At 70.6% G+C, this 24,504-nt stretch carries 17 protein-coding genes; 7 read left to right on the top strand and 10 right to left on the bottom strand.

Annotated features, from left to right (window positions below):
* Window positions 1-260: 260 nt before the first annotated feature.
* Window positions 261-1,682 (bottom strand): coniferyl aldehyde dehydrogenase, encoded by a 1,422-nt coding sequence (locus M0G41_RS07715; RefSeq protein ID WP_248207272.1) that lies wholly within the window; start codon window positions 1,680-1,682, stop codon window positions 261-263.
* Between the two features lie 450 nt (window positions 1,683-2,132).
* Between M0G41_RS07715 and M0G41_RS07710 the strand changes: the two genes are divergently transcribed.
* The 5 genes from M0G41_RS07710 to M0G41_RS07690 are packed head-to-tail and all read left to right on the top strand — an operon-like array spanning window position 2,133 to window position 6,176.
* The gene (locus tag M0G41_RS07710; protein ID WP_248207269.1) at window positions 2,133-3,059 is read left to right on the top strand and encodes an ABC transporter ATP-binding protein; all 927 of its coding nucleotides are present in this window, start codon (window positions 2,133-2,135) and stop codon (window positions 3,057-3,059) included.
* A complete protein-coding gene (locus M0G41_RS07705) occupies window positions 3,056-3,823 on the top strand; it encodes an ABC transporter permease (protein WP_248207266.1) in 768 nt (255 codons plus the stop codon). Before M0G41_RS07710 ends, M0G41_RS07705 begins: the two co-directional genes overlap by 4 nt.
* 3 nt (window positions 3,824-3,826) lie before the next feature.
* Window positions 3,827-4,438, top strand: coding sequence for a CIA30 family protein (locus M0G41_RS07700; RefSeq protein ID WP_248207264.1), 612 nt, complete (start codon window positions 3,827-3,829; stop codon window positions 4,436-4,438).
* Window positions 4,435-5,580: a sensor histidine kinase gene (locus M0G41_RS18785; RefSeq protein WP_248207262.1), complete on the top strand. Its 1,146-nt coding sequence runs from the start codon at window positions 4,435-4,437 to the stop codon at window positions 5,578-5,580. Before M0G41_RS07700 ends, M0G41_RS18785 begins: the two co-directional genes overlap by 4 nt.
* Window positions 5,577-6,176, top strand: a complete 600-nt coding sequence (locus tag M0G41_RS07690; RefSeq protein ID WP_248207260.1) for a response regulator transcription factor — start codon at window positions 5,577-5,579, stop codon at window positions 6,174-6,176. Before M0G41_RS18785 ends, M0G41_RS07690 begins: the two co-directional genes overlap by 4 nt.
* Here the strand turns inward: M0G41_RS07690 and M0G41_RS07685 are convergent.
* Together M0G41_RS07685 and M0G41_RS07680 are read right to left on the bottom strand one after the other, a co-directional pair.
* Window positions 6,171-7,904 carry a diguanylate cyclase gene (locus M0G41_RS07685; protein WP_248207258.1) on the bottom strand — a complete coding sequence of 578 codons (1,734 nt, stop codon included), beginning with the start codon at window positions 7,902-7,904 and terminating at the stop codon, window positions 6,171-6,173. The two genes, M0G41_RS07690 and M0G41_RS07685, sit on opposite strands and share 6 nt — an antisense overlap.
* 32 nt (window positions 7,905-7,936) lie before the next feature.
* Window positions 7,937-8,233, bottom strand: coding sequence for a diguanylate cyclase domain-containing protein (locus M0G41_RS07680; RefSeq protein WP_248207256.1), 297 nt, complete (start codon window positions 8,231-8,233; stop codon window positions 7,937-7,939).
* Window positions 8,234-8,421: 188 nt separating this feature from the next.
* On the opposite strand from M0G41_RS07680, the gene M0G41_RS18780 reads away from it, so the two are divergent.
* On the top strand, window positions 8,422-9,702 hold the full coding sequence (locus tag M0G41_RS18780) for a PP2C family protein-serine/threonine phosphatase (protein ID WP_248207245.1): 1,281 nt from the start codon (window positions 8,422-8,424) through the stop codon (window positions 9,700-9,702).
* The gene (locus tag M0G41_RS07670) at window positions 9,699-10,205 is read left to right on the top strand and encodes an STAS domain-containing protein (protein ID WP_248207242.1); all 507 of its coding nucleotides are present in this window, start codon (window positions 9,699-9,701) and stop codon (window positions 10,203-10,205) included. Before M0G41_RS18780 ends, M0G41_RS07670 begins: the two co-directional genes overlap by 4 nt.
* 664 nt (window positions 10,206-10,869) lie before the next feature.
* On the opposite strand, the gene M0G41_RS07665 is transcribed toward M0G41_RS07670, so the two are convergent.
* From M0G41_RS07665 to M0G41_RS07635, 7 genes are all read right to left on the bottom strand, one after another.
* Window positions 10,870-11,745, bottom strand: coding sequence for a helix-turn-helix transcriptional regulator (locus M0G41_RS07665; RefSeq protein WP_248207241.1), 876 nt, complete (start codon window positions 11,743-11,745; stop codon window positions 10,870-10,872).
* Between the two features lie 179 nt (window positions 11,746-11,924).
* Window positions 11,925-14,117, bottom strand: coding sequence for a winged helix-turn-helix domain-containing protein (locus tag M0G41_RS07660; RefSeq protein ID WP_248207238.1), 2,193 nt, complete (start codon window positions 14,115-14,117; stop codon window positions 11,925-11,927).
* Between the two features lie 255 nt (window positions 14,118-14,372).
* Window positions 14,373-17,021, bottom strand: coding sequence for a TonB-dependent receptor plug domain-containing protein (locus M0G41_RS07655; protein WP_248207237.1), 2,649 nt, complete (start codon window positions 17,019-17,021; stop codon window positions 14,373-14,375).
* Window positions 17,022-17,827: 806 nt separating this feature from the next.
* Entirely contained in the window at window positions 17,828-18,298 is a 471-nt protein-coding gene (locus M0G41_RS07650; protein WP_248207235.1) for a hypothetical protein, read from the bottom strand.
* A gap of 108 nt (window positions 18,299-18,406) precedes the next feature.
* A complete protein-coding gene (locus M0G41_RS07645) occupies window positions 18,407-19,432 on the bottom strand; it encodes a serine hydrolase domain-containing protein (protein ID WP_248207234.1) in 1,026 nt (341 codons plus the stop codon).
* 122 nt (window positions 19,433-19,554) lie between these two features.
* Window positions 19,555-22,062: an ABC transporter permease gene (locus M0G41_RS07640; protein ID WP_248207228.1), complete on the bottom strand. Its 2,508-nt coding sequence runs from the start codon at window positions 22,060-22,062 to the stop codon at window positions 19,555-19,557.
* A gap of 15 nt (window positions 22,063-22,077) precedes the next feature.
* The gene (locus M0G41_RS07635) at window positions 22,078-24,495 is read right to left on the bottom strand and encodes an ADOP family duplicated permease (RefSeq protein ID WP_248207227.1); all 2,418 of its coding nucleotides are present in this window, start codon (window positions 24,493-24,495) and stop codon (window positions 22,078-22,080) included.
* Window positions 24,496-24,504: the final 9 nt, after the last annotated feature.

The raw sequence follows: 24,504 nt of genomic DNA, 5'->3' as shown, positions 1-24,504 counted from the left end.
GGGTATCTGCCGTTCGCCGCGCGTTGGCGATTTCCCAGAGCGTGCGTCCTGGACGTACCGATACGGGCATTCGAACGGGATGTCCGGTGCGCCCAGCCGCAGCCTATTGATGCCGGATTCGCCCCCGAACCGAGCACATGCGGCATCGTCTCAACGATGCCCCACTGGAGTGCGCTTCTCCGCGACCGCAGCGCGTCGCCGAGCCACGGTCCAGGGAAGACCATCGCCCCCCGCTCCCCCAGACAGGCGCCCGCAGGGCCTCAGCGGCTGAGGAATCTGACCAGAAAGTCAGCGAGGCCGCGGTAGGGCGGCTTGAACAGGGCCATGCTGGACATTCGCGACTGGTAGAACACCGCCTTCTGCTTGCTGAAGGTCATGAAGCCCTCGCGGCCGTGGTAGTGGCCCATGCCGGACGGGCCGACGCCGCCGAAGGGCAGGCCTTCCTGGGCGATGTGCATCAGGCAGTCATTGACGGTAACGCCGCCGGAGACGGTCCGCTCCAGCACCCGGCGCACGCGCTCGCGGTCGTGCTCGAAGTGATACAGCGCCAGCGGGCGGTCATGGGCGTTGATGTAGGCGATCGCCTCATCCAGCGAGCGATAGGTCTTCAGCGGCAGGATCGGACCGAAGATCTCGTCCTGCATGACCTTGGCCTCATCGCCGGGCTCGATCACCAGCGTCGGTGGAACGATGCGTTCGGCGGCGGCGCGGGCCGGGTCGACCTCGGCCAGCTCGATGACCTTCAGGCCGCGCTCGCGGGCGTCGTCGAGGTAGCCGCGCAGGCGCTGGTATTGGCCGGCGTTGACGATGCGCGTGTAGTCGGCGCTGCTGCCAAGGTCCGGATAGCGCGACCGCACCTCGGCGCGCAGGGCCTCGACCCAGGCCTCGATCTGGCCCTCGGCGACGAGCAGGTAGTCCGGCGCGATGCAGGTCTGTCCGGCATTTAGCCACTTGCCCGAGGCGATGCGCGCCGCGGCGGTGGCCAGCGGAAAGGACTCGCCGATGATCGCTGGCGATTTGCCGCCCAGCTCGAGCGTCACCGGGGTGAGGTTCGGCGCCGCGGCGGCCATCACCTTGCGGCCGACCGCGGTCGAGCCGGTGAAGAACAGATGGTCGAAGGGCAGGCCGGCAAAGGCCGAGGCGACTTCCGGTCCGCCCAGGGCGACGGCGACGCGGTCCTCGGGAAACACCTCCGCCAGCAGCTCGCGCATGAATGCGGAAGTCGCCGGCGTGTGCTCGGAGGGCTTCAGGTAGACATGGTTGCCGGCGGCGATCGCTGTGGCCAGCGGCATCAGGGCCAGGTTGACCGGGTAGTTCCAGGGCGAGATCACCCCGACCACCCCGAGCGGCTGGATACGTACTTCGCTGCGCCCGGGCCAGAACAGCCAGCTGGTGCGCCGGCGCTGCGGCCGCATCCAGGCGCGCAGGTGGGCGAGCAGGTCGTCGATCTCCTGCAGCACGGTGAAGCCGTCGCTGAGCAGGCTCTCGTGACGCGAGCGCTGGCCGAAGTCGGCCTGCATGGCCTCGACCATCTGGGGCAGTCGCGCCTTGAACGCGGCGCGCAGGCGGCGCAGGTCATCGCGGCGCTGGTGGTAGTCCGGCACCCGCGCGGCCTGCGCGGCACGCAGTCGCGACAGGGTCGGGGCCAGTTCGGAGGGCGGGGTGTCGGCGAGGCGGTCCATCGCCCCAGTGTACGCGCCCCCCGCCACCCTTGCCTGTGCGTTGCCGTGCATCGCACAGGCAGGAAACAAGGGCGCGAAGAGGACATCCATAGGGTGCGGCTGGCCGCACCGGGCGTAGCGTCCGGACGCCCTTATCGGTGCGCCCAAGGCGCACCCTATGAGGCTTCGCTGAGGCCCAACGAAACCCAACGTACAAGGAGCGCACATGGGCGCGACCGCGGCGTGAGGTGTTCTCCACAGACCGCGGCCAGAGCGAACCTCCGCGGTCGCGGCCATGTCCGCTCCTACGAAGAGCCTGCCCGATCGGGGTCGATGGCGAACGTCCGCTTCGCGCCCATAACGACCTCCCCGATGTCCATGACACCTGTCATCCGCAATCGCTGACGTGCGCTACTACACGCGCATTGCGCCGCGCCGGACACTGGATGCCACTTCCAGGAGGGCCGGATGATGAGCAGCAACGACGCGCAGGGCATGGCACCGCTGGCCGAACTGCGCGGGGCCAGCAAGCGCTACGGGGCGACGATGGCGCTGGAAGGGCTGGATTTTCGCGTCGGCCGAGGCGAGATCGTTGCCCTGCTCGGGCCGAACGGAGCCGGCAAGACCACCGCGCTGGGGCTGCTCAACGGGCGGCTGTCGGCCGATTCGGGCAGGGTCAGTCTGCTCGGCGGCGATCCGCGCGACTGGCGGGTGCGCCAGCGCCTTGGTGTCATGCTGCAGGAGGCGCGCCTGCCCGATCAGCTGAGGGTCGGCGAATACCTGCAGCTGTTCGCCAGTCACTATCCCGAGCCGCGCCCGATCGACGAGGTGCTCGCCCTGACCGGCCTCGAGGCCTTGGTCTCGCGGCGCCATGACGCGCTGTCCGGCGGCGAGCAGCGGCGTCTGCAGTTCGCCCTGGCCATCATCGGCCGACCCGCCCTGCTGTTGGTCGACGAGCCGACGGTGGGCCTCGACATCGAGGCGCGCCAGCGCTTCTGGCAGCTGATCCGCCGACTGCGCGGCGAGGGCCTGGCCATGGTCCTGACCACCCATTACCTCGACGAGGCCGACGCCCTGGCCGACCGCATCGTCGTGATTGGAAGCGGCCGGGTGCTCGCCGAAGGCACGCCAGCCGGGATCAAGGCCCGCGCCGCCGGCAAACGGCTGCGCTTCCGCAGCGCGCTGCCCCTGGCCGAGATCGCCGCCCTGTCCGGCCTCGACGCAGTGAAGATGGAACAGGGTGTGGTGGAGGCCCGCAGCCACGCGCCCGAGGCAGCGCTTCGCCAGCTGCTGATGCGCGACCCGCAGCTCGCAGAGCTGGAGGTCCTGCCGCTGAAGCTTGATGACGCCTTCCTGGTCCTGACCGCCGATGCCGCCCGCCACAAGGAGGCCGCATGAACGCCCTGTCCCCCGCCCGGGCGCCGGTCTGGCGCAGCTATCTCGCCGAGACCCGCGCCGAGGCCCTGCGCACCTGGCGCACGCCGGCCTTCGTCCTGCCGACCCTGCTCTTCCCGCTGGTCTTCTACGTGCTCTTCGCCCTGCTGCTGCCGGGACGCTGGGGCAACCTCGACAAGCCGCTGTACCTGCTCGCCACCTATGGCGTGTTCGGCATCATGGGACCGGCCCTGTTCGGTTTCGGCGTCGGCGTCGCGGTCGAGCGGCAGAACGGCTGGTTGGCCCTGCGCCAGGTCTCGCCGATGCCCCCGGGCGCCTATCTGTTCGCCAAGCTGTGCATGAGCCTCGGCTTCGGGCTGCTGGTGGTCCTGCTGCTTAGCGCAGCGGCGGTGCTGGCCGGAGAGTTCAACGTCGACCCGCTGCGCTGGGCCCTGTTGCTGGGCGTGCTCACCATCGGCAGCCTGCCGTTCTGCGCCATCGGCCTGTGGATCGGCAGCTGGGCGCGGGGCGAGGGCGCCGCGGCCATCGTCAACGTGATCTTCCTGCCGATGGCCGTGCTCTCGGGGCTGTGGATTCCGCTGCAGGTGTTCCCCGAATGGCTGGCCGACAGCGCCGTGATCTGGCCGGCCTGGCACCTCGCGCAGATCGCGCTGGCCGTGGTCGGCCAGGCCGAGGACGTGCCGGTCGGCTGGCATGCCGCGGTGCTGGCCCTGACCTCGATCGGCTTCCTGGCCCTGGCCGCAAGACGGCTGGGGCGGGAGGACTGAGCCATGGCGGTCGGACATCGCGCCCTCATCACCGCCGCCGTCTGCGCCGCGGCGCTGGCAGGGCTGATCCTGATGCGGCCCGGCAGCAGGGCTGACGAGACCGTGGCTGCGCCGCCCGCGGGTGAGACGTATGCCTGGCGCAGCCACTTTGCCGAGCACGGCCTGCAGCCGCCGCTCGGCCAGCCCTGGCAGGCCAGCACGGATGCGCGGATCGGCGGCAGCTCGGCGGCGAGCCTGAAGCACGCGACGGAGGGCGAGGAGGGCGCCCTGATCGTCCGCGGCGAGGTCGGATCGACGGCCATGTATCCCTGGTCCGGCGCGATCTGGCTGCTCGGCGAGGAGCCCATGGCTGCCGTCGACGCCCGCGCCCACCGCGAAGTGGTGATCCGCCTGCGCGGGGATGGTCGCCAGCTGATGGTCATGCTGCTGAGCGGCGAGCCCGGCGCCCCGCCGCAGATGCGCCCTGTGCCGACCGGGCCCGACTGGCAGACCCGCCGGCTGGCTTTGGCCGACTTCGCCGGCGCCGATCCTGGCCGCTTGCGCGCGGTGGCCGTGGCTGCCAGCCTTCCCGCGGGTCCGTTCCGTTTCGAGCTGGAATCGCTGAGCGTGCAGTGAGCACCGTTTCCCGAGATACCGAGGCTTCGCGGTCACGCGGCGAGCAGCATGGCATCGACCTGATGCAGCAGCCGGCGGTCGGCCTTGTCTATCTGTTCTTCGTCTTCCTGCCGCTGATCTTCCAGCCCCGCGTCAGTGTGACCACGGTGATCGCCAGCCTGCTGGCCTGTCTTGCCTTCCTGCCGCTGTACCGCGGCGGTCTGGGCCGCTGGCAGCCCTCCGCCCACGCGCGCTGGACGCTGACCGCCCTGATCGCCCTGCTGCTGCTGCCGCTGAACCCCGGCGCCAACACCTTCATGATCTACGCCGCCGGCCTTGCAGGGCACCTGCTGGCGCCGCGACGGGCGGTGATCATCGGGCTCGCCCTCGCAGCGCTCACTGCTGCCGCCTACCTCTGGGTGTTCGGCAATGAGCCCTGGGCGATCGGCTTCGTGCTGATCACCTTCGTTATCGGCGGCATGGTTCTGGGCGGCTCGATCTACGGCCGCCTGCAGTCGCGCCGGATGGCCGAGCTGCAGCTCTCGCAGGACGAGGTGCGCAGGCTGGCAGGCCAGGCCGAACGCGAGCGCATCGCCCGCGACCTGCACGACCTGCTCGGCCATACCCTGTCCATGGTCGTGCTGAAGAGCGAGCTGGCCGGCAAGCTGATCGCCCGCGATCCCGACGCGGCGCGGGCGCAAATCGCCGAGGTCGAGCAGGTCGCGCGGCAGGCGCTGGGCGAGGTGCGCGAGGCGGTCAGCGGCTACCGCCGCGGTGACTTCGAGGGTGAGCTGGCGGCGACCCGGCTGGCCCTGCTCTCCGCCGGCATCGAGGTCGAGGCCGCCAGCCACGCGCCGCCGCGCCGCGACGAGGTCGACCATCTGCTGTCGATGTGCCTGCGCGAAGCCAGCACCAATATCCTGCGCCACGCCGACGCCGGACACGTTTCGGTGGATCTCAGTGTCAAGGAGGGCACGCTCAGCCTCGCCATCAGCGACGACGGACGCGGCGGCATCCGCCACGAGGGCAATGGGCTGCGCGGCATCCGCGAGCGGCTGGAAGCCTTCGGCGGGGATCTGGACATCGACAGCCCCGAGGGCGCCGGCACGCGCCTGCGCCTGAGCCTGCCCGCGGGCTGGCGCGCCGAGGCCGACGCCGCATGAGGATCGTGCTCGCCGAGGACCAGGCCATGGTGCGCGGCGCGCTGGCCGCCCTGCTCGGCCTCGAGCCGGACATCGAGGTGCTTGCCGCGGTGGGCGACGGCGAGGCCGCCTGGGAAGCGGTGCAGGCGCACACGCCCGACCTGCTGCTCAGCGACATCGAGATGCCCGGGCTGTCCGGCCTCGATCTGGCCGCGCGCATCCATGAGGCGAAACTCGATGTAAAGGTGGTCATCGTCACCACCTTCGCCCGCTCGGGCTACCTGCGCCGCGCCCTCGATGCCGGGGTGCGTGGCTACCTGCTCAAGGACGCGCCCTCCGAGCAACTCGCCGAGTCGCTGCGGGTGGTGCAGCGCGGCGGCCGGGCCATCGACCCGCAGCTGGCCCTGGCCGCCTGGGAGGCCGAGGACCCGCTCACCGAGCGCGAGCGGCAGGTGCTCAGGCTGGCCGGCGAGGGGCTGTCCAGCGGCGACATCGCCAGCCGCCTGTCGCTGTCCCAGGGCACCGTGCGCAACTATCTTTCCGAGGCGATCGGCAAGCTCGGCGTCGGCAACCGCATCGAGGCCTCGCGGCTGGCCCGGCAGCGCGGCTGGCTATAGGGCCTGCGTCACGGGCCCGGTCTCAGCCCCCGAATTCGCCAGCACGACCCGGTTCCGGCCGCCGTGCTTGGCCGCGTACAGCGCGGCGTCGGCGGCGCGCAGCAGGCTGGCCTCGTCCTCGCCGTGCTGCGGGGCGCAGGCCACACCGATCGATACGCTGAGCGCGCCGACCGGACGGCCCAGGTGTTCAACACGCAGCGCCGCGACGGCGCCGCGTATCCGCTCGGCGCGGCCGAGGGCAGTCGTTGCGTCGGCGTCGGGCAGGATGAGCAGGAACTCTTCGCCCCCGTAGCGGCAGGGGATGTCCTCCCCGCGGCCGGCCTTGCCGAGCAGCTCGCCGAAGGCGCGCAGGACCGCGTCGCCCGCTTCGTGTCCGAACCCGTCGTTGAGCCGCTTGAAGTGGTCCAGATCGCACATCAGGACGGTCAGGGGCTGCTGCCGACGACGGCAACGGGCCAGCTCGCGGCCCAGAGATTCGTCCAGGTAGCGACGATTGAACAGTCCGGTCAGCGGATCGCGGATCGACTGCCGGCGCAGGCTCTCGCGCAGGCGCAGGTTGCCAAGGGTCAGGGCCAGGTCGCGGCCGGCCGACTCGGCCAGGTCGCGGATCGGCTCGCCGGTTTCCATCCCTTCATGGCCGAGCCACAACAGGCCCTGGAGCTCTCCCTGTGCCAGCAGCGGTACGCACAGCGAGGTCGCGCAGCACTCATCGGGCGCCGGCAGGTGGGCGCAGCGCGGCCCCGCCTCGGGAGAGGGCAGAAGATGCGACTCGGCGCGACGCAGCGCCCAGCAGGCCTGCATGGCCACCACCTCGCCGGGCTGGCTGGCCGCCGGGCCCCAGCTGCGCGCCCGCTCGGCATAGTCCCTCGAGGCCCGCATCAGGTAGAGCGCGCCGCTCCAGCCGGCACACAACTCGCGCAGAGCGTTGGCGCTGACTTCAAGCGCCTCGAGCTCGTTCTGGCAGTCCTGCAGCAGGCTGGAATGGTCGGCCAGCGACCTCAGCTGCTGCTGCCTGGTTTCCAGTTCGCCCACGCTTCGACGCAGGGCCGCACGATCGCTTTCGCTGGCCTGCTCGGCCCGCCGCCGCTGCCGGTTCTCGCGCAGCAGCAGAAGCATCATGCTGACCACCACCAATGCCGCCAGCAGCAGGCCGAGGCTGCCCAGCAGCGCCAGTCGGCTGTTGCTGGCCTCGCTGACCTGCTGGCGGTCGAGCAGGCGCTGCTGCTCGGTCTGCCGCAGCTGTGCCAGGCGGCGCTCGATGTCGCGCTCCAGCACCAGCCCCTGCCCTTTGCCCAGCTCGGTGACCGCCGCCTGCAATCCGCCTTGCTGGCGCGCCACGGCAACGCCCTCCGCGGCCGTCATGCGTGCATCGACCTGGCGCTCGAGCGTTCCGGCAAGGCCTGCCTGCGGCGAGTCGGCCGCGAACAGATTCGGCAGCTCAAGGGCGATCTCCCGCGAGGCGCCGGCCGCGATGCTGAATTTGGCGAGGCTGTCCGGGTCACCCAGCAGCAGGAACAGGCGCTGCTGCGCGATCGCCCCTTGCACGCGAGCCTCCAGCCCGGCCAGGGTCGCCAGCACATGCTGGGTGTGAGCGACATCCTCGGCGTCATCCGTGTACCGGCCGACCGCGTCCAGAAGCAGGGCGGCCACGCTTCCCAGCAGCAGCAGGAACACCACGAACCCGACTGCCTGGAGGCGGCGTGTGCCTGATCCGAATCCGTTGGGCATGACCTTTTCCGGCTTGCTCTGTGCCGCGAAGGCTAGCCTACTCTGCTTGCCGAGGGCGCCAGAAGGGCGTCGGCGCGTTGTGCCGGAGCGTGGTGCTCGACCCGGTCGCGACCCTGCCCCTTGGCGGCATACAAGGCCTCGTCGGCGGCGCGGCACAGGGCACGTGGATCGGCAAAGCCGGCATCGCGGGTACAGGCCACGCCGACGCTGATGGTCAACGCGGGCTCGCGCAGTTCGGTGCCGACCGCCTCGCGCAGTCGCCCGACGCGGAGAGCAGGCACAGCAGGCAGGCGAGCAGCAGCCGCCACGAAGCGGTCGTCGCGCGCCAAGCCGAATCGTCCCGGTAGCCGCCTTGCTGCCGCATCCGCCCCGCCGCCCATCGCGTCAGACCGCACCCGTCCGTGCAGTATGCCGCACGCCGGACGGAGCGGCGGACGAGCGTGGCGCCTTCGCACGGATGAGCGGCCGAAGGCTTATGCTTGCGACCAGGATCCAGCCCCGGAGCAGGGAGCGGCAGGTGGCCGAAGCGCGCGACGAACTGGTACTGCTCGACGAAGGCGAGCCGGCCCGGAGCGAGCCCCCCGGCTGGAAGCTGCTGATCGCCGACGACGAGCCGGAGATGCACGGCGTCACCCGCATGGCCCTGCAGGGCCTGCGCTTTGCCGGCCGCGGCCTGCACTTCCTCTCCGCGCACAGCGGCGCCGAAGCCTGCGCCATGCTGGCTGCGGATCCGGACATCGCGGTGGTCCTGCTCGATGTGGTGATGGAAACCGAGGACGCCGGGCTGGAGGTGGTTCGTCACGTGCGGGACGAGCTGGGCAACCATGCGCTGCGCATCGTGCTGCGTACCGGGCAGGCCGGACAGGCACCCGAGCGACAGGTGATCCTCGAGTACGACATCAACGACTACAAGGAAAAGACCGAGCTGACCGCGGCACGGCTGACCACCACGGTGGTTGCCGCGCTGCGCGCGTGGCAGACCATCCACGAGGTGATGCGGCTGAATCGCGACCTGGCCGACAAGGTGGCCCAGCGCACCGAGGCCCTGCAGCGCTCGCTGGAGGCCCTCGAACAGGGCGAGCGCGCCGGCCGGCGCATGCAGTTCAAGCTGCTGCCGCGGCGCGAGCTGGTGGTCGGCGACTTCGCCTTCAGCCACCTGCTGCTGCCCTCGGAGTTCCTGTCCGGCGACTTTCTCGACTACCTGCCGCAGCCCGATGGGCGGGTGCTGTTCTACCTCGCCGACGTCGCCGGCCACGGCGTCGCCTCGGCCTTCGTCACCGTCTACCTGAAGCGTTTCGTCGCCACCCAGCTCGATTCGATGCGCCGCGACGAGGTGCTTGGCGATCCGGCCCTGCTGCTGGCCCAGCTCAACACCGAGCTGTTCCGCGACGACATCGGCAAGCACATCGCCCTGAGCGTGTGCGTGCTCGACCCGGTCCGACGCCTGCTGGTCTACGCCAACGCCGGTGCCCAGCCGCCGCCGATCCTCGGTACCGGCAAGGGCGCCCCGCGCCGGCTCGGACAGCGCAGCACGCCGGCGGGCCTGGTCGAGAGCGCGGAGTACACCAGCGAACGACTCGACCTGCCGCGCGGGTTCGTCCTGGCCCTGGCCAGCGACGGCGTGCTCGAGCTCAGCAGCGAGGGCGATGCCGAGGCCAGACTGGCCCGCTTCGCCGACACGGTGCATCCCGGCCTCGAACATGCCGATGCGCTGGCGGTTGCGCTGGGCTGCTCGGCGGAGTCGGCGCTGCGCGACGACATCGCCCTGCTCCTGCTCCGCGACGGAGCCGCGCGATGAGCGAGGGTGCCCTGCAGGTCGCCCGCCACGAGGGGGTCGTGGTCCTGCGACTGGAGGGCGAACTGCGCCATCTGCTGGCCGACGCGCTGGAGCGCAGCATCGAGCTGCAGCTGGCTCCCGGCATGCGCCAGCTGGTGATCGACCTCGAACACGCGACCTTCATGGACAGCACGGTGATCGGCATGCTCGTGCTCGCCGCCCGCCGCGCCGCCGACCTCGGCGCCGAGCCGCCGCTGCTGATCTGCCCCGATGTCGACCTCTGGCAGCAGCTGGTCGACCTGCACCTTGACACCTTGTTCCAGCGGCTGGATGCCGAACCCGACGCGCTGCCGCGTGCTGCACCGGTATCCAGCGCCGGGCCCGGCGACCCCAGGGCCCAGGCAGCCCTGGTGCTGAAGGCCCACCGCGCCCTGATCCAGCACGACCCGCGCAACGCGGAGACCTTCAAGGACCTGCTCGCGGTTCTCGAGGCCGAGATGTCGTCAGGCGACCCAGCCGACTGAGCCTGCGGATCCGCGCAGCCGCTGCGCGCCATCGCGGAAACCGCCAGACACCTGACTCCCCATGGCAGGCCGGTCGACCCCCTCGGCCAGCAACCCTGACCACGACCGGCAGTGGACCCACCGACCGGAGCCGGCCACTGGCCGGCATTCGGGAACCGCCGGTCCGGGCGCGAAGCAGACCTTCCGCAGAACCCGGATGTAGGAGCCAGCTTGCTGGCGATAGGCACCCCGGACGGAACGATCGCCAGCAAGCTGGCTCCTACACACGCAATGGCGTTGCCAGGTCGGGGTTGCGCCGCGAAGCAGGCCTTGCCGCAGTCAGATTGTGGGAGTGCCCTTGGGCGCGACCGCGGAGTTCCGCTCTGGCCGCACACTGTGGTGAATCCGACACGCCGCGGTCGCGTCCAAGGGTACTCCTGCAGTCGGGCTTCTTTGGGCGTCAGCGAAGTTCCATAGGGTGTGCCTTGGCGCACCGATACGGGCGTTCGGACGGTAAGCCCGGTGCGGCCAGCCGCACCCTATGAATGTCCGCTTTGCGCCCACCGCACTCATTGCCGAACGCCCGCCTCAGGCCGCCCGCAGCCGGTGCGCGATCCGACGCTACCGGGCACTCGGCCTGCCGATCGTGACGGGGTGCGCCGGCGAGGCCGTTCGTTCAATTTGGCTATGAGCGCTCAATCCTCCGGCCATACATTCCGTTGCCCGCAGCGCGCGCCCGGGCCCGGAGTCGTGAGGCGCTCTCGCCGAAGCGGTCGTGGAAGGCGCGGGCAAACGAGCTGGCGTTCTCGAAGCCGCAGGCCGCGGCCACCTCGCAGATCGCCAGCTGGGTATCGCGGACAAGCTCCCGGGCGCGCAGCAGCCGGGTCCTGGCGCCGAAGGCTTGCGGGGTCTCGCCGAACAGCTGGTGGAAGGTCTTGGTGAAGTGCCAGGGCGAGAAGCTGCACAGCCGCGCCAGCTCGGTGATGCGCACGACACGGTCGGCATGGCCCTCGATGTACAGGCGGCCGCGAAGCATGCGGGCCAGCAGCTGGCGCCGGCGCAGGGCGGTGCGGCCGGGCACGCGTGCCTCCTGCAGTCCGCACGGGGTCAGGCCATCCAGGAGCCGGCGAAGGAAGCCCTCGGCGTCAGCGGGGTCGACGCTTCCGCACTCGGTGAGACTACGCCGCAGTGCTTGCAGGACGCGTCCGGCCGGCGCCTTGAGACCACCCCGGGCGCAGGGCAGCCACAGGCCGCCGGGGTCGAACATGGCCAGGCTCGCCGCGTCGCCACTGGCCACCAGCACCCGGCCTGCCCCGCGCACTCTGACCAGGGTCTGTGCGTCACGACTGAGCGTCAGCCATTGACGACCCTCCAGCCAGAGTTTCTCTTCGCCGTGTCGCACCTCTGCCTTGCCGTGCAGCACGATCACAAGGATCCACGCTGCGGACAGCCGCAGCTGGGCGTGATCCCCGAGCATGCACAGCGCCGGCCGGGCCGTCCCGGACGTAGCGGCCAGCTCCCCGATCGCGCCGCCGCGCAGCGCCCGCCATTCGATGTCCATCCGCCTTCCCCTGCAAGTATCCGGGAGGCAGGCTGCAGGGCCGGCTTCGGCCCGTCAGGAAAGAGTGGCGAAGGACCGGTTAGATCCGGATTCGCCTCCCAGGCGAATCCGCTGCGAAAGATTTATTCCATGCAGTTCAGAGGCTTGCAACGGCCTCCGTGGGGATGGGTCGAGGGCACTCAGCGCCGCGGCAGCGAGCCTGGCAGCTCCAGCAGCGCGATGTCCGACTCGGGTGCGGACTGGACGCCGAACCAGAGGACGGGGTCGCCATCGGTCGCCAGTGGGCTGAAGTTCGGCAAGAGCGATCCCAGGCTGTCGAGCAGCGCCCAGCGCTCCGGCTCCGCCGCGAGATCGGACAGGGGCAGGGACCACAGCGAGAAGTCCGCCTCCTCATCGGCATGGCGCAGGAACCACAGGCGCTCGCCGGCTACGCCGAATGCGCGGTAAAGCTCGGGGGGCAACAGATCTTCGCGCAGCAGGCGGGGAGGGGAAAGTGCCGAGTCGGTCAGGAACAGTCCGGTTCGGCCCTCGAGCGTGAGCAGGATCCGGTTCTCGCCGGCCACTGTCTGCAGGAAGCCGACCCCCTCAATGCTGGCGTCGCCGATCTGCGCGCCGTCCTCGCGCCGGTGCAGGGTCAGTCTGAAGCGGTCCGTCACCCCGCGGTTGACCAGCAGGCGATCGGCATCGAGGTAGGCAAGCGCGCCGATCGGCGGTGCGACATCAAGCCGCCGCGCCCGGCGGCTGGCAACCTCGACCTCGTACAGCCCGTCGCCTTCGGCTCCGTGGGCGGCAAGCAGCAGATGCTTGCCGTCTGGCGACCAGACCGCGGCGAAACGCGGCTGTGGCGAAAGCCCCTCCACCGGCGTCGCCCCGGTGGCGGCAGCGGTGTCCGCCAGCCACAGCCCGACGACGCCGGAGCGGTCCGAATAGAACGCCACCCGCCGTCCATCCGGCGATGGCGAAGGCAGCATGTCGTTGCGGCTCGAGCGCGCCCCCGGCGGGGTCGCCAGCGCCTCTCCGTTAGCGCCGAACCGGCGGATGATGTAGCCGACGCGAGGTTGCTGGAACACCACGCGACGCCCCTCGGCATCGGCCCGAGGAAACTGCCCGTTGGCCTCCAGCCGCTCGGGCTCGCCGCCGGCGGCAGGGGCGCGATAGAGCTGCAGCCCGTCCTGGTTGACCCGACTGAACACGATGTCACCCTCTGACCCCAGCCAGTCATGCCCGCGAATGTCCCCAGCAATCCGGGTCACCGCCTGCGGTCGGCCGCCTTCGATCGGCACCCGGAACAGATCGGCGGTCGCCAGCCCGCGGCGGAACAGCAGGGTGCGCCCGTCAGCCGACACCCGCGGAGTGGAATAGGCTGCCGGCAGGGCATCGTCCAGGATCGGCACGCTGCGGATCTCACCGCTTTCCAGCAGGATCCGTCGCAGCCCGGTTCTCTCACTGCCCGCTTCGCGATAGCCCCCCGCCACGAGCTCGCGGCCGTCGGCGCTGAACGCCAGACCGAGCACCGGGCCGCCGCAACCGCCGATCAGCCGTTCCGCCCCGCTGGCCACCGAGATCAGGCGCAGCTCGCATGCCGGCTCGGCGAGGCCTTCGAAGCGGCGACGGAAGGCAATCCAGCGCTGGTCGGGGGACCAGGTCGGGTACTCGTCGCTGGCTCCGGCCGGCGGACGGCTCAGCTGGCGGGCGACGAACTCGCCGGTGGATTGCAGGTAGAGGGTGCCCGGCGAGTACTCGTCCTCGGCAATGACCAGCACCAGCAGTTCGCCGTCGGGGGACAGCGCGGGTTGGTACTCGAACTTCGGACTGGAGGCGAGGATCCTCGGCGCCGCAGCGGGCCCGACGCCGGCAACCGGCTGCTCACGGACCGGTCGCCACAGGACCGTGACGAGCCCGAGCAGCACCAGCAGGGTGGCGGCCAGGGCAAGCCACCAGTGGCCTGGGCGACGGGTTTCCGGGCGCGTGGACAGGGTGCTGCCCGGCGCCGGCATCGGGGGGACGGCAGGCGCCCGCCAGATCGGCTCGACCAGCAGCCGGTAGCCGCTGCGGGCAATGGTCTCGATGAACCTCGGGGCTTCGGCATCGTCGTCGAAGCTGCGACGCAGCAGCACGATGGCCTGGGTCAGCACGTCACCCGTCGGGTAGCTGTCCGGCCATACGGCATCCATCAGCGACTCGCGGCTGACGACTTCTCCAGGGCGCAGGGCGAGAGTCAGAAGCACCTGCTGCGCCTTCACCGTCAGTCGCTTGCCACGGCGCGCGCCCGGCCGGCGCAGTTCACGGGCAGCGATATCGAGGGTGAATCCGGCCAGCTCCAGCTGGCTGCCGGGCAGGTTCTCCGGCGTGGGCAGTGCGGGGCGCAGCATCTCAAGCGTCCCGCAAGCCGAAGCCGGGGCGGATGATGGATGGGCGCGACAGGGGACGCGGCATGTCTGTCCGTGTCTACGAAGCGTCCTCTAGGTTACCCAGTCGGGGTGCGGCGTGCCCGTCCGCGCCGCTCCAGAGCACAGATCCGGCACATCGCTTCGCCGCAGCCAGGGCCCGGGTGGCCGCAGACCGCTCACCCGGGCGGTGGAGCCGACCCCCGGACAATGCCGGGGGCGGCGTCTTCCTGCAGCCGGTCAGAAGCTCTGCGTATAGCGCACGTAGGGCACCCGGCCATAGCCGTCGTAGAGGTTCATGTCGTAGCCACGACCGGTCGGGTCCAGAGGATCGAGCACCGGGTCCTTGTCGGCGATGTTCTGCACGCCGACCGTGATCTTGCCGTTCCACGGTGCCGCCCAGGTCAGCTGCAGATCGTGGGTGGTCCAGGAAGGCAGATCCAGCGGCAGGTCCGCGCGCGGCGGGTTGCCAAGGGCGTTGCGGGAGTCGGTGTCGGCGATGTGGCTGATGTTCCAGCCCAGGGTGAAGTCCCCGTAGGTGTACACGTTCTGCACGCTGACCCGGTACTGCGGCGTGCGCTCGTCACCGACCAGGTTTCGGCCACCGTTGACCCGCAGCTTGTTGACCCAGCCGACCTGCACCTGGCTGGCCAGCGCGCCCCAGTCGGCGAAGTCGAAATTGGTCCGCACGTTGAGGTCAAGGCCGTTGGTCTCGAGCTTGCCGAGGTTGGTGAATCCGCGCTGCACGTAGAGGATGCCGCCGGTGCCGGGATCACGCGCCAGGCCCAGGCCCAGCTGCGGATTCGGCACCGCCTGCTCGAAGGGCAGGCCGCTGGCCGCGGTGGTCGGCAGCATGGACAGGCCTGGCGGACAGGCGATGGCCGAGCCGCCGAGGCAGGCGATGATGGTATTGGTGGTGACCGGGGTGATCTGGTTGTCGACCTCGATGTTGTAGTAGTCAAGCGACAGGTTAAGCCAGTCGGTGGCGTCCCAGGCAAAGCCCAGGCTGTACTGGGTGGAGGTCTCCGAGCTGAGGTTGGGGTTGGCGATCACCCATGCGGTGGTCTGCGGCGTAGTGGTGGCGCCGGTGACCGGATTGGTGCAGTTGGGGGTCAGGCCGAAGACCACGCAGGTGGCCGGGTCGGTGACGAAGTCGGCCGCGAACGAGGGCTGCTGGGTGAGAATCGGGATCGAGGGCGCGGCGAAGCCCTCGCCGTAGGACGCGCGCAAGGTCAGGGTCTCCAGTGGCTGCCAGCGCAGGCCGATCTTCGGCGAAGTGTCGTTGCCGTAGTCGCTGTACTTGTCATAGCGCGCCGCGAGGCTGACTTCGACCTTGTCCAGCACCGGGAACAGCGCCTCGAAGTAGGCCGAGGTCACGTCGCGGCTGCCGCCCGAGGAGCTGCCGGCCGAACCGCCGATCACGCCGGCCTCGGACAGCGAGTCATAGGTGTCGAAATAGGATTCCTTGCGGGCCTCGGCGCCCACCGCCAGGCTGGCCATGCCGCCGGCCATGTCGAACAGGTCGAAGTTGGCCAGCGCGAAAACCTCCTCGTTGCGCGAGAACGAGTCGCGCGAGATGGTCGCCTTCATGGCGTTCAGCGTGGCCGCCGAGTTTCCGAACGGATTGAAGATGTTGTAGGTGCCGTCGGCGATGAACTGGTTGGCGATCGGGATCACCACGTAGTTGCGCCCCAGGTTGTAGGAGCGGAACTCGTTGATGCGCGCGCCGAACTCGACGAAGGCCGGGCCGATCGCGCCCTGGAAGCCGACCATGAAGTCATAGGCGTTGGCATCGACGGTATCGTCGCGGGTGCCCAGAGCGGCGAAGCGATGGCGCAGGCGCAGATCGGTACCAAACGGGTTGTTCGGCGAGCTGGCAGGCACGGCTGCGGTGGCCAGCGAGGGCGCGTAGCGGCCGAAGGATTCGACCCGGCTGACCGAGGCGTTCATGTAGGTCGCCCAGTCGTCATTGATCTGATAGGTGCCGCGGGCGAACAGGGCGCTGTTGCGCAGTTCGGCCTCGTCGGCGGCGACCAGGGCGAAGTTGTACAGGCAGCGGTTTCCGACCACGCTGAAGGCCGGTGCCGAGCAGCCACCCGGCACCACCGAGGTGCCCTGGGTCGGGCCGCTTGGCGCACTGAAGAACGTGCCGTTCGGATTCTGGAAGTTGTTGGAGAAGGTCGAGGCTCCGTCGTTGGACCATGGCCGCTCGCGCTGGAAGACGATGCCGCGGTTGGCATAGGAGACGCCGGCAATCAGCGCGCCGCGATCGCCCGAGGCGCCGAAGATCACCGAACCATCCTCGGTCTCGCCGCCGCTGCGACTGGGGTTGGAGGCGCCCAGCTGCATCTCGACGCCGTTGAAGTCCTTGCGGGTGATGATGTTGACGACGCCACCGATGGCGTCCGATCCGTAGATGGCCGACGCGCCGTCCGAGAGCACCTCGACGCGCTCGATGGCGGCCAGAGGAATGGCGTTGAGATCCTGGTTGGTGCCGCCCATGGCGGAGACCGGGGCGCGGCGCCCGTCGATCAGGATCAGGGTCCGGCCCGAGCCGATGCCGCGAAGGTTCAGCGAGGCCGTTGCCTGGCCGGCACTGCCGGAGCGTGGACGGAACGAGCCGAAGCTGTTGAACGTGGTGTTGCGAAGCAGGTCGGCGACGTTGAGCTCGCCGCTGAGGTCGATGTCCTCGCGGCTGATGACGGTGACCGGCAGCGCGCCTTCGATGTCGGCGCGCTTGATGCGCGAGCCGGTGACTTCGATGCGATCCAGCGTGGCGGCATCGTCGTCGGAGTCCTGCGCCACAACCGGCGCGGCCAGCGCAAGGGTGCCGAGGGTAACGGGGAGCAGTGCGAGACGGATGGCCTCCCGCAAAGGATTGCACTTCATCGTTGTTCTCCTGAGGTTCGTTAAGAGTGCGTAAACGCACCCGACGAACTTAGGAGCAGGCCGCCGCCGCCGCCTTGCCGAGTTTGGCCTGTCCGCATGCACGGCCCACGCAAACGGCGCAACATGGCGTTTCATCACTCCGGCACCGGCGAAATCGCAAGTTCGGCAAAGCCAACGACTGGCATCCGGCAAAGCCGTCAGGGGCCCGAAGGTTCATCCTGTTCCCGTCGCCCGCGCCCAGGAGGGCATGACGAGGCGACGCGTTGAGCCAGTGACCCCCATCCCCTGTCTCTTCGACGAAAGTGTCATCGCAGTTCGGGAAGCGCCGCTGGAGTCGGCGCTTTTTTTTGCCCGCGGGAATGCCCAGCGCCTGGAGTCGGATCGCCGAGGGGCAGGGTCGGTGCGCAGTCGGAGCGCAAAGAAGACAGTCATAGGGTGCGGCTGGCCGCACCGGGCGTACCGTCCGCACGCCCCTATCGGTGCGCCAAGGCACACCCAATAAGGGCTTCACGATGATGGGCGAAGCGACCGGGAGAGCAAGCGCCAAAGCCAGATGCGCCTTCGTTGTCAGGCCTTGAGAACCCGAACCCTCACCCCTGACCCGCACCCCGGCCCACGGGCCTGCATGCCGGTGGGCGTTCGCAGGCTCGCAGCTGCGCTGCTCGAAAGCCCTGCTCACCCCACCGGGGAGAGGGGAACCATCGGTCGAGCGCGCAAGCGCGAATGTCCGTTTGGCGCGCGGACTTTCCGGCGGGCCATGCGCCGCTCTCGCCGGAGTGGGGACGACGCCCGGCCCGGTGACGGGATCACCCAGCCCCGGCGTCGGGGCTGAACTCCAGCGTCACCTGGGTGGGCAGCAGCAGGTCGTGGATGAAGTCCTTCTCCTGGCTGCGGTCCCACAGGGCGACCACGCCCCTGAGCCTTTCGCCATCGAAGATTCCGGCCCAGTCGACGAAGCTGCCGTCGGGATGGATGACCCGTGCGCTGAAAAGCAGAATGCCGTTCCGTGTCTCGACCTGGTACGGCGCGGTCTCACGTGATCCCTGAGCCTGCCAGACGAGCTGACCGGCCTCGAAGGACAGGGTGCCGCGAACGCGGACCAGCCCGAACAGTCCGCGGGCGCGGATGCGGCCGTCGAAGGTTCGGCCCTCAAGGCTGAGCGCCCTGTCTTCGCCATCCGGGGCGGGATCCGCAGGCAGCTGTTCCGCCGCGCAGCCAATGGCAAGGCCGAACCCGACCAACCCGAGCAGGGCGTACATCCAACGCCTTCGCTTCATGGTCCCTCCCGGGCCCTACGGCGCGGTCAACGCGCCGGGGGCATTCGCTGACCTGGCCCGATCCTCCCACCGCTTTCCCGACCGTCCGCTGAAGGGCGGCCGGCAGGTTCAGTCTGGCGCCGCGGCCGACGCGCCCAGAGCGAGCAGGATCCGTTCGCCGAGCCAGCGCAGCGGCTCCATTGCCTCGGGCCGGTTGTAGCGCCGACCCACCGAGACGTAGACCGCGTCCAGCTCGGGCATCACCACCAGGAAATTACCGCCGTTGCCCCAGGCCATCTGCAGGCGGGTGCCCGGCAGCGCCGGATTACGCGTGGCGTCGATCCACCACAGGTAGCCGTAGCGCTGCGGACGGCCGGGGATGTCGGCGTGGGCGGTGGTCATGGCCTCGATCCAGGCGCGGCTGACGACCTGCCGGCCGTCCCGCACGCCGCCGTCCAGCACCAGCTGCCCGATCGCCAGCAGGCCTTCGGGGGCGATCGCCAGATGGCCGCCGGTGTCGGTGTCGCGGCCGCGGTTCCAGCTCGCCCAGCGTGCCTGGTCGATGCCCAGCGGCTGGAACAGCGCCTCGCGGGCGAACTCGGGCACCGGCTTGCCGGTGGCATGGGCCAGCAGCCGTCCCAGCGCGATTACATTGCCCGTGCAGTAGGAAAAGCGTTCGCCCGGCGCCTCGCGCATCGGCACCGCGGACCAGAAGCCGAGCCAGTCGCGGGTCTCGTACATAGTGTCCTCGTGACCGGGCGAGCCGGGCGTCCAGTCGTCGCAGTCGAGGCCGGAGCGCATGGTGAGCAGATCGGCGAGGGTAATCCGCGCCCGCTGCGGATCCTCGAAGGACTCGGCCAGCTCTGGCAGCAGCGTCCGCACCGGCACCTCGACCGATTGGATGTGCCCGCGGTCGATGGCGATGCCGACCAGCAGGGCTGTGACCGACTTGGTCGCCGAGCGGATGTCGATGCCGCGCCAGCGCAGTCGGGGCCGCTGCGCCGAGATCAGCAGCGTCCCGTCGCGCGACAGCAGCACGGCGTCGACGTCGCGGTGATCGCCGCGGCTGACCTCCCCGGCCAGCGCATCAAGTTCGCTGGCGCCGCAGCTCCAGGACAGGGCGCAGGCCATCAGCAGGCTCAGCGGCGTTCGCATGCTCGTCTCCCGCGGCGATCAGGAAAAGGTTCGATGCGCGCCGGCGCGCCAGGGTTTAAGGCCTTCGCAAGCAGCTCGTGACCAAGGTCGGGGCCTGCCGACGATCCGGTAAATCGTAGTGATCAGTCGTGGCGCAGTGCCTGCATGGGGTCGATGCGCCCGGCGCGCCGGGCCGGGACCAGGGCGGCGCCCAGGGCCGCGGCGAGCAGGACGGCCAGAGCGCCGAACACCACGCGCGGGTCGTGGGCGCTGAGTCCGAAGAGCAGAGATTCGGCCGAGCGGGCGGCGGCCAGGGCGGCACCGAGGCCGAGCAGCAGGCCGATCGTGGCCATCCGCCCGACCTGGGCGAAGACCATGCGGCGCAGGCGCTCGGGCGGCGCGCCGAGGGCCAGGCGCAGGCCGAACTCGCGCAGGCGCTGGTTCAGGCCATAGCTGACCACGCCGTACAGGCCGACCGCGGCGAGCAGGGTGGCCAGCACGGCGAAACTGCCGGTGAAGAGGCTCAGCACGCGCTCCATCGCGGTGCTCTGGCGCACGCGCTGGGACAGGGTCTCGAGGTTCTCCACCGGCAGCTGCGGATCGAGCTCGGCCACCGCCGCGCGCAGACTCTGCAGCAGCGCCTCGGGGGCCTGAGCGGCGCGCACATAGAAGAGCATCTGCGGATGGCCGCCGGTCTGCCGGCGCGGCAGGAAGAACTGCTCCTTGCCCTGGTCGCGAATGCTGTCGTAGCTGCTGCCGGCGACGATGCCGACAATCTCGATGTCGAGCTCGACGTTGCCGCTGCCAAGTCCCATGCGCTTGCCTACCGCCTCGCGGCCGAGGCCGAACTTCTCGGCAAAGCGCTGGTTGACGATGGCGACCCGCGGACGCTCGCCGGTGTCGGAGGCGGCGAAATCGCGGCCGGCGAGCAGGCGCACGCCGAGGGTGTCGAAGAAGTTCAGGCCGATCTCGTTGTAGTAGCTGTGGTCGTCGCCGCGCTCGCGCTCGCGGCCTTCGACCTCGACATTGGTGCCCCAGTCGCTGCCCGAGAGCAGGGGGACCATCGACGAGGTCACCGACAGCGCGCCGGGCACGGCGGCGAGGCGCTCTTCCAGTCGGCTGTAGAAGGCGTCCGCCTGCTCGGCGCCGTAGCCATTGCGGCGCGGCGCCACGGAAAAGCTGGCCACCGCCTCGATGTCCAGGCCCGGCTCGGCGCGCTGCAGGTTGTAAAGGCTCTGCGCAAACAGGCCGGCCAGCACCAGCGAGGCCATGGACAGGGCGATCTGCGCAGTGGCCAGGGTCTGCCGGAAGCGCGTCGCAAAGCGGCTGCCGCCGCGCGAGTCCCCCTGCCGAAGGGCCTGCATCGGCGGCACGCGGGATTGGCGCCACGCCGGCAGCAGGCCGAACAGCAGGGTGCTGCAAAGGGCCAGCAGCAGGGCGAAGCCGACGACCGGCAGGTTCAGCGCAAGGTCGAGGCTGGCGGTGGCGGTGTTCGGCAGCAGGCGCGCCATCAGGCCGAGGGTGGCCGCCGCCACCGGCAGGCTGGCAAGGCCGCCGAGCAGGGCCAGCGCGAGCGACTCGGCAAACAGCTGGCGCAGCAGGCGGCCCCGGCTGGCACCGATCGAGGCGCGCAGGGCCAGCTCGCCGGAGCGCGCCACACCGCGGGCCAGCAGCAGGTTGGCGACGTTGAGGCAGGCGATCAGCAGGACCAGGCCGGCTATCGCCCAGAGCATCGAAAGGCCGGTGCCGGCGCGGGCGGTGATGCTGCTCTGGCCCTGGAAGCCGGGCAGCAGCTGCAGGGTCTTGGCGGCGAAGGCCTCGCGCTGGCCGGCGTCGCCGAAGCTGAGCGCCGGCAGCTCGACCTCGCGCACCAGGCGCTGGTACAGGGTGTTCAGAGCGGCCTCGGCATGCGCCGCTTCGACGCCCTCTGGCAGGCGACCGAAGGCATAGACCCAGTAGCTGTTGCGGTCCTCGCGATCGTTGCGCTGCTGCGGCAGCAGGGCCCAGCGCAGGCCGATCGGCAGGAACACGTCGGTCGGGCTGGTGAGGGTGGTGCCATGGAAGCCTGGCGGGGCGATGCCGACGATCTCCAGCGGCTGGCCATTGACGCGCAGGGTCTGGCCGAGCACGCCCGGATCACCGCCCAGCCGCTCGCGCCAGAAGCGGTCGCTGAGCACCACGATGCGCGCATCGCCGGCGCCGCTGTCGTCGGCCGGGCCGATCAGCCGTCCCGCCTGCGGCGCCAGGCGCAGCAGCTCGAAGTACTGGCCGCTGACCAGGAGGCCTTCGCCCGGCTGGCTCTCGCCGGCGAAGCCTAGACCGACATCGATGCCGCGATGCCCGGCAACGCCCTCCAGCGGCGCCGGCGAGGCAGCCAGGTCGCGGAGCATCGGCAGGCTGAGGATGTGCTCGCGCGGACCGGCGTCGTTGTTCGAGGTCGAGCCGGGCTTGGGACCGGGCGCGCTGAAGTTGACCAGCTGGTGCGGCTGCTCGACCGGCAGCGGGCGCAGCATCACCTGCTCGTAGAGCGAGAAGATCGCCGCATTCACGCCGAGCCCCAGAGCAAGCGACAGGGCGGCGACGACCGCGACGACCGGCTGGCTCGACCAGCCGCGCAGGGCGTAGGCGAAATCCTTGATGAGACTGGTCATGGCGTTGTCCGGCTTCTATTCGTGGCGGAGGGCCACCAGCGGGTCGATGCGCGAGGCCTGGCGGGCGGGCAGCCAGCAGGCCAGCACCGTGCTGGCGGCGATCAAGAGGGCGGGCAGCAGCAGGCTGCCCGGATCAAGGGCGGGGATGCCGTACAGCAGGTGCTCCAGCGAGCCGCCGGCAAACAGGGCCAGCGGCAGGCCAAGGGCGAGGCCCAGCGCGGCGATATGCAAGCCGCGGCGCAGCACGAGGCGCTGCAGCAGGGCGGGACCGGCACCCAGGGCGGCGCGGATGCCGAGCTCGCGGCGCAGCCGGGCGACGACGAACCAGAGCACAACGGCCAGCCCCTGAAGGGACAGCAACCAGGCCAGCAGGGCAAAGCCGGAGGCCAGCCGCGCGGCGAAGCGCTCTGAGGCCGAGGCCTCGCCGACCCGCAGGCTGAGCGGGGCGACCTGGTCCAGCGGCACCTCGGGATCGACCGAGGCGATGGCATCCTGCATGGCGGCGGCGTATCCGGCCGGTTCGCCCTCGACCTCGATCAGGAAGCTGCCGAAACGCACCCACTCGCGCTGGCGCTGGGGATAGGGCAGGTAGACCGCGGGCACGTCGTCCTCGCGCAGGGTCGAGGCGCGGATGTCGCCGACCACGCCGACCACCTCCATCCACAGCGGTCCCTCGGCGTCGCCCGACACCGAGCCGGTCCGCCAGGCGATCCGACGGCCGACCGCGTCGCCCTGCGGGAACAGCTTCGAGGCCAGGGCTTGGTTGACCAGGGCGACCCGCGGCGCGTCCTCGTCGTCGTCCACGCCCAGCAGGCGGCCCTGCTGCAGGGGAATGTCCAGCGCGCCGAAATAGTCGCCGAGCACCGGCCGCACGCGCACGCCCAGCTCCTCGTTGGCCGGCTGCTCCACGTTCTCGGCGATCAGCCGGCTGCCGATGCAGCAGTCCGGCTGCAGCGGCCCGCCGGTGACGAAGCTGGCCCGGCGCACGCCGGGGATGGCCTGCAGCGCGGCCAGCATGCGCTCGACCGCCAGGGTCTGCGGCGGGCGGCTGCCGTAGCGGCTCTCCGGCAGCACCAGCTGGGCGTTGAGAATGCCCTCGGCGTGGAAGCCCAGCGGCACCTGGGACAGCGCGTGGACGCTGCGCAACAGCAGGGCGGCGCCGACCATTAGCACGCAGGCGAGGGCAATCTCTACCACCAGCAGGCCGCCGAGCGCGCGACGCTCGCCGCGGCTTCCCGCGGACTGCATGGCCGCCGGGCGCACCGCGCGCAGCGCCGCCCAGGCCGGCAGCAGGGAGGCGAGGATCGCCCCACCCAATGACAGGGCGAGACAGGCGCCCACCACACGCAGGTCCAGCGATGTGCTGACCTCGCCGGGCAGGGCGTCGGCAAACCAGCTGCCGGACAGCCCGATGGCCAGATGCGCCAGCGCCAGCCCGAGCAGCCAGCCGCCCAGACCCAGCAGGCTGCCTTCGGCGAGCAGCATGCGGATCACCGTGGCGCGGTCGGCGCCCAGCGCCGTACGCAGCTGGTACTCGCTGCCGCGCGCGCTGCCGCGGACCAGCAGCAGGGCGCCGAGGTTGACCACGGCCACCGCCAGCAGCACCAGGGTGGCGAGCTGCAGCGACCAGAGCAGGGGCGCGCTGCCGGCGTGCAGGAAGCGGTCGAGCGGGCTGAGCTGCAGCCGCTTGCCCTGGTTGGTGCGCGGATGCGCCTCGGCCAGGGCTGCCATCAGAGTGTCGACGTCGGCCTGCGCGGCGGCCTGTCCGACGCCCGGGGCAAGCCGCGCCAGCACGTCGAACACGTTGGCGCCGCGCTCGTTGGGGACCCAGTCGCCGGCCAGGCCCACCGGGGCGAACAGGTCGGCACCGATGCGCAGGGCATCGGCGGCGTCCGGCACCACGCCAATCAGGACATGGCTGCGTCCGTTGACCATCAGCGGCCGGCCCAGCGACGCCGGGTCGGCGCCCAGCTGGCTGCGCCAGAAGCGCTCGGAGGCGACCACCGTCGGACCGTCGCTGGCGATCGTGGATGCTTCGGGGATGCGACCCAGCAGCGGCTCGACGTCGACCGCCCGCCACCAGCCAGGGTCGACCAGGGCGCCGACCAGCCGCCGCGGACGCCCGTCGACCTGCACGTCGAGCGCGTAGCCGGCCCAGATCGCGCCGACGGCGGCGAAGCTCGAACGGCGCGCGGCGAGGTCGGCGATGTCCGGATAGCCGAGGTCGCCCTCCACCGAACCGGGCCGGTGCAGGACCATCAGGCGCTCTGGCTCGGCCATCTGCGAGGGGGTCAGCAGGGTGCCGGCAATCAGCGAGAACAGGGTGGTCGCCGCGGCGACGCCAAGCCCCAGGGTCAGCACCGCGAACGCTGCGAAGGGCGGACGCCGGGCGAGGCTACGCAGGGCGTCGGCGAACAGGCTGGGCAGGGTCATGGCGATGGC

Origin of the sequence: Pseudomarimonas salicorniae (assembly GCF_023156535.1) — a bacterium.
Taxonomy (GTDB): domain Bacteria; phylum Pseudomonadota; class Gammaproteobacteria; order Xanthomonadales; family Xanthomonadaceae; genus Pseudomarimonas; species Pseudomarimonas salicorniae.
The sequence above is the reverse complement of the archived record's forward strand: the minus strand, read 5'-3'. Positions and strand labels throughout refer to the sequence as shown.

Excerpts from the sequence above, each read along its gene's own strand:
- M0G41_RS07715 (WP_248207272.1), bottom strand. The coding sequence starts at position 1,682 with ATGGACCGCCTCGCCGACACCCCGCCCTCCGAACTGGCCCCGACCCTG.
- M0G41_RS07710 (WP_248207269.1), top strand. The coding sequence starts at position 2,133 with ATGAGCAGCAACGACGCGCAGGGCATGGCACCGCTGGCCGAACTGCGC.
- M0G41_RS07705 (WP_248207266.1), top strand. The coding sequence starts at position 3,056 with ATGAACGCCCTGTCCCCCGCCCGGGCGCCGGTCTGGCGCAGCTATCTC.
- M0G41_RS07700 (WP_248207264.1), top strand. The coding sequence starts at position 3,827 with ATGGCGGTCGGACATCGCGCCCTCATCACCGCCGCCGTCTGCGCCGCG.
- M0G41_RS07690 (WP_248207260.1), top strand. The coding sequence starts at position 5,577 with ATGAGGATCGTGCTCGCCGAGGACCAGGCCATGGTGCGCGGCGCGCTG.
- M0G41_RS07685 (WP_248207258.1), bottom strand. The coding sequence starts at position 7,904 with ATGCCCAACGGATTCGGATCAGGCACACGCCGCCTCCAGGCAGTCGGG.
- M0G41_RS07670 (WP_248207242.1), top strand. The coding sequence starts at position 9,699 with ATGAGCGAGGGTGCCCTGCAGGTCGCCCGCCACGAGGGGGTCGTGGTC.
- M0G41_RS07665 (WP_248207241.1), bottom strand. The coding sequence starts at position 11,745 with ATGGACATCGAATGGCGGGCGCTGCGCGGCGGCGCGATCGGGGAGCTG.
- M0G41_RS07660 (WP_248207238.1), bottom strand. The coding sequence starts at position 14,117 with ATGCTGCGCCCCGCACTGCCCACGCCGGAGAACCTGCCCGGCAGCCAG.
- M0G41_RS07655 (WP_248207237.1), bottom strand. The coding sequence starts at position 17,021 with ATGAAGTGCAATCCTTTGCGGGAGGCCATCCGTCTCGCACTGCTCCCC.
- M0G41_RS07650 (WP_248207235.1), bottom strand. The coding sequence starts at position 18,298 with ATGAAGCGAAGGCGTTGGATGTACGCCCTGCTCGGGTTGGTCGGGTTC.
- M0G41_RS07645 (WP_248207234.1), bottom strand. The coding sequence starts at position 19,432 with ATGCGAACGCCGCTGAGCCTGCTGATGGCCTGCGCCCTGTCCTGGAGC.
- M0G41_RS07640 (WP_248207228.1), bottom strand. The coding sequence starts at position 22,062 with ATGACCAGTCTCATCAAGGATTTCGCCTACGCCCTGCGCGGCTGGTCG.
- M0G41_RS07635 (WP_248207227.1), bottom strand. The coding sequence starts at position 24,495 with ATGACCCTGCCCAGCCTGTTCGCCGACGCCCTGCGTAGCCTCGCCCGG.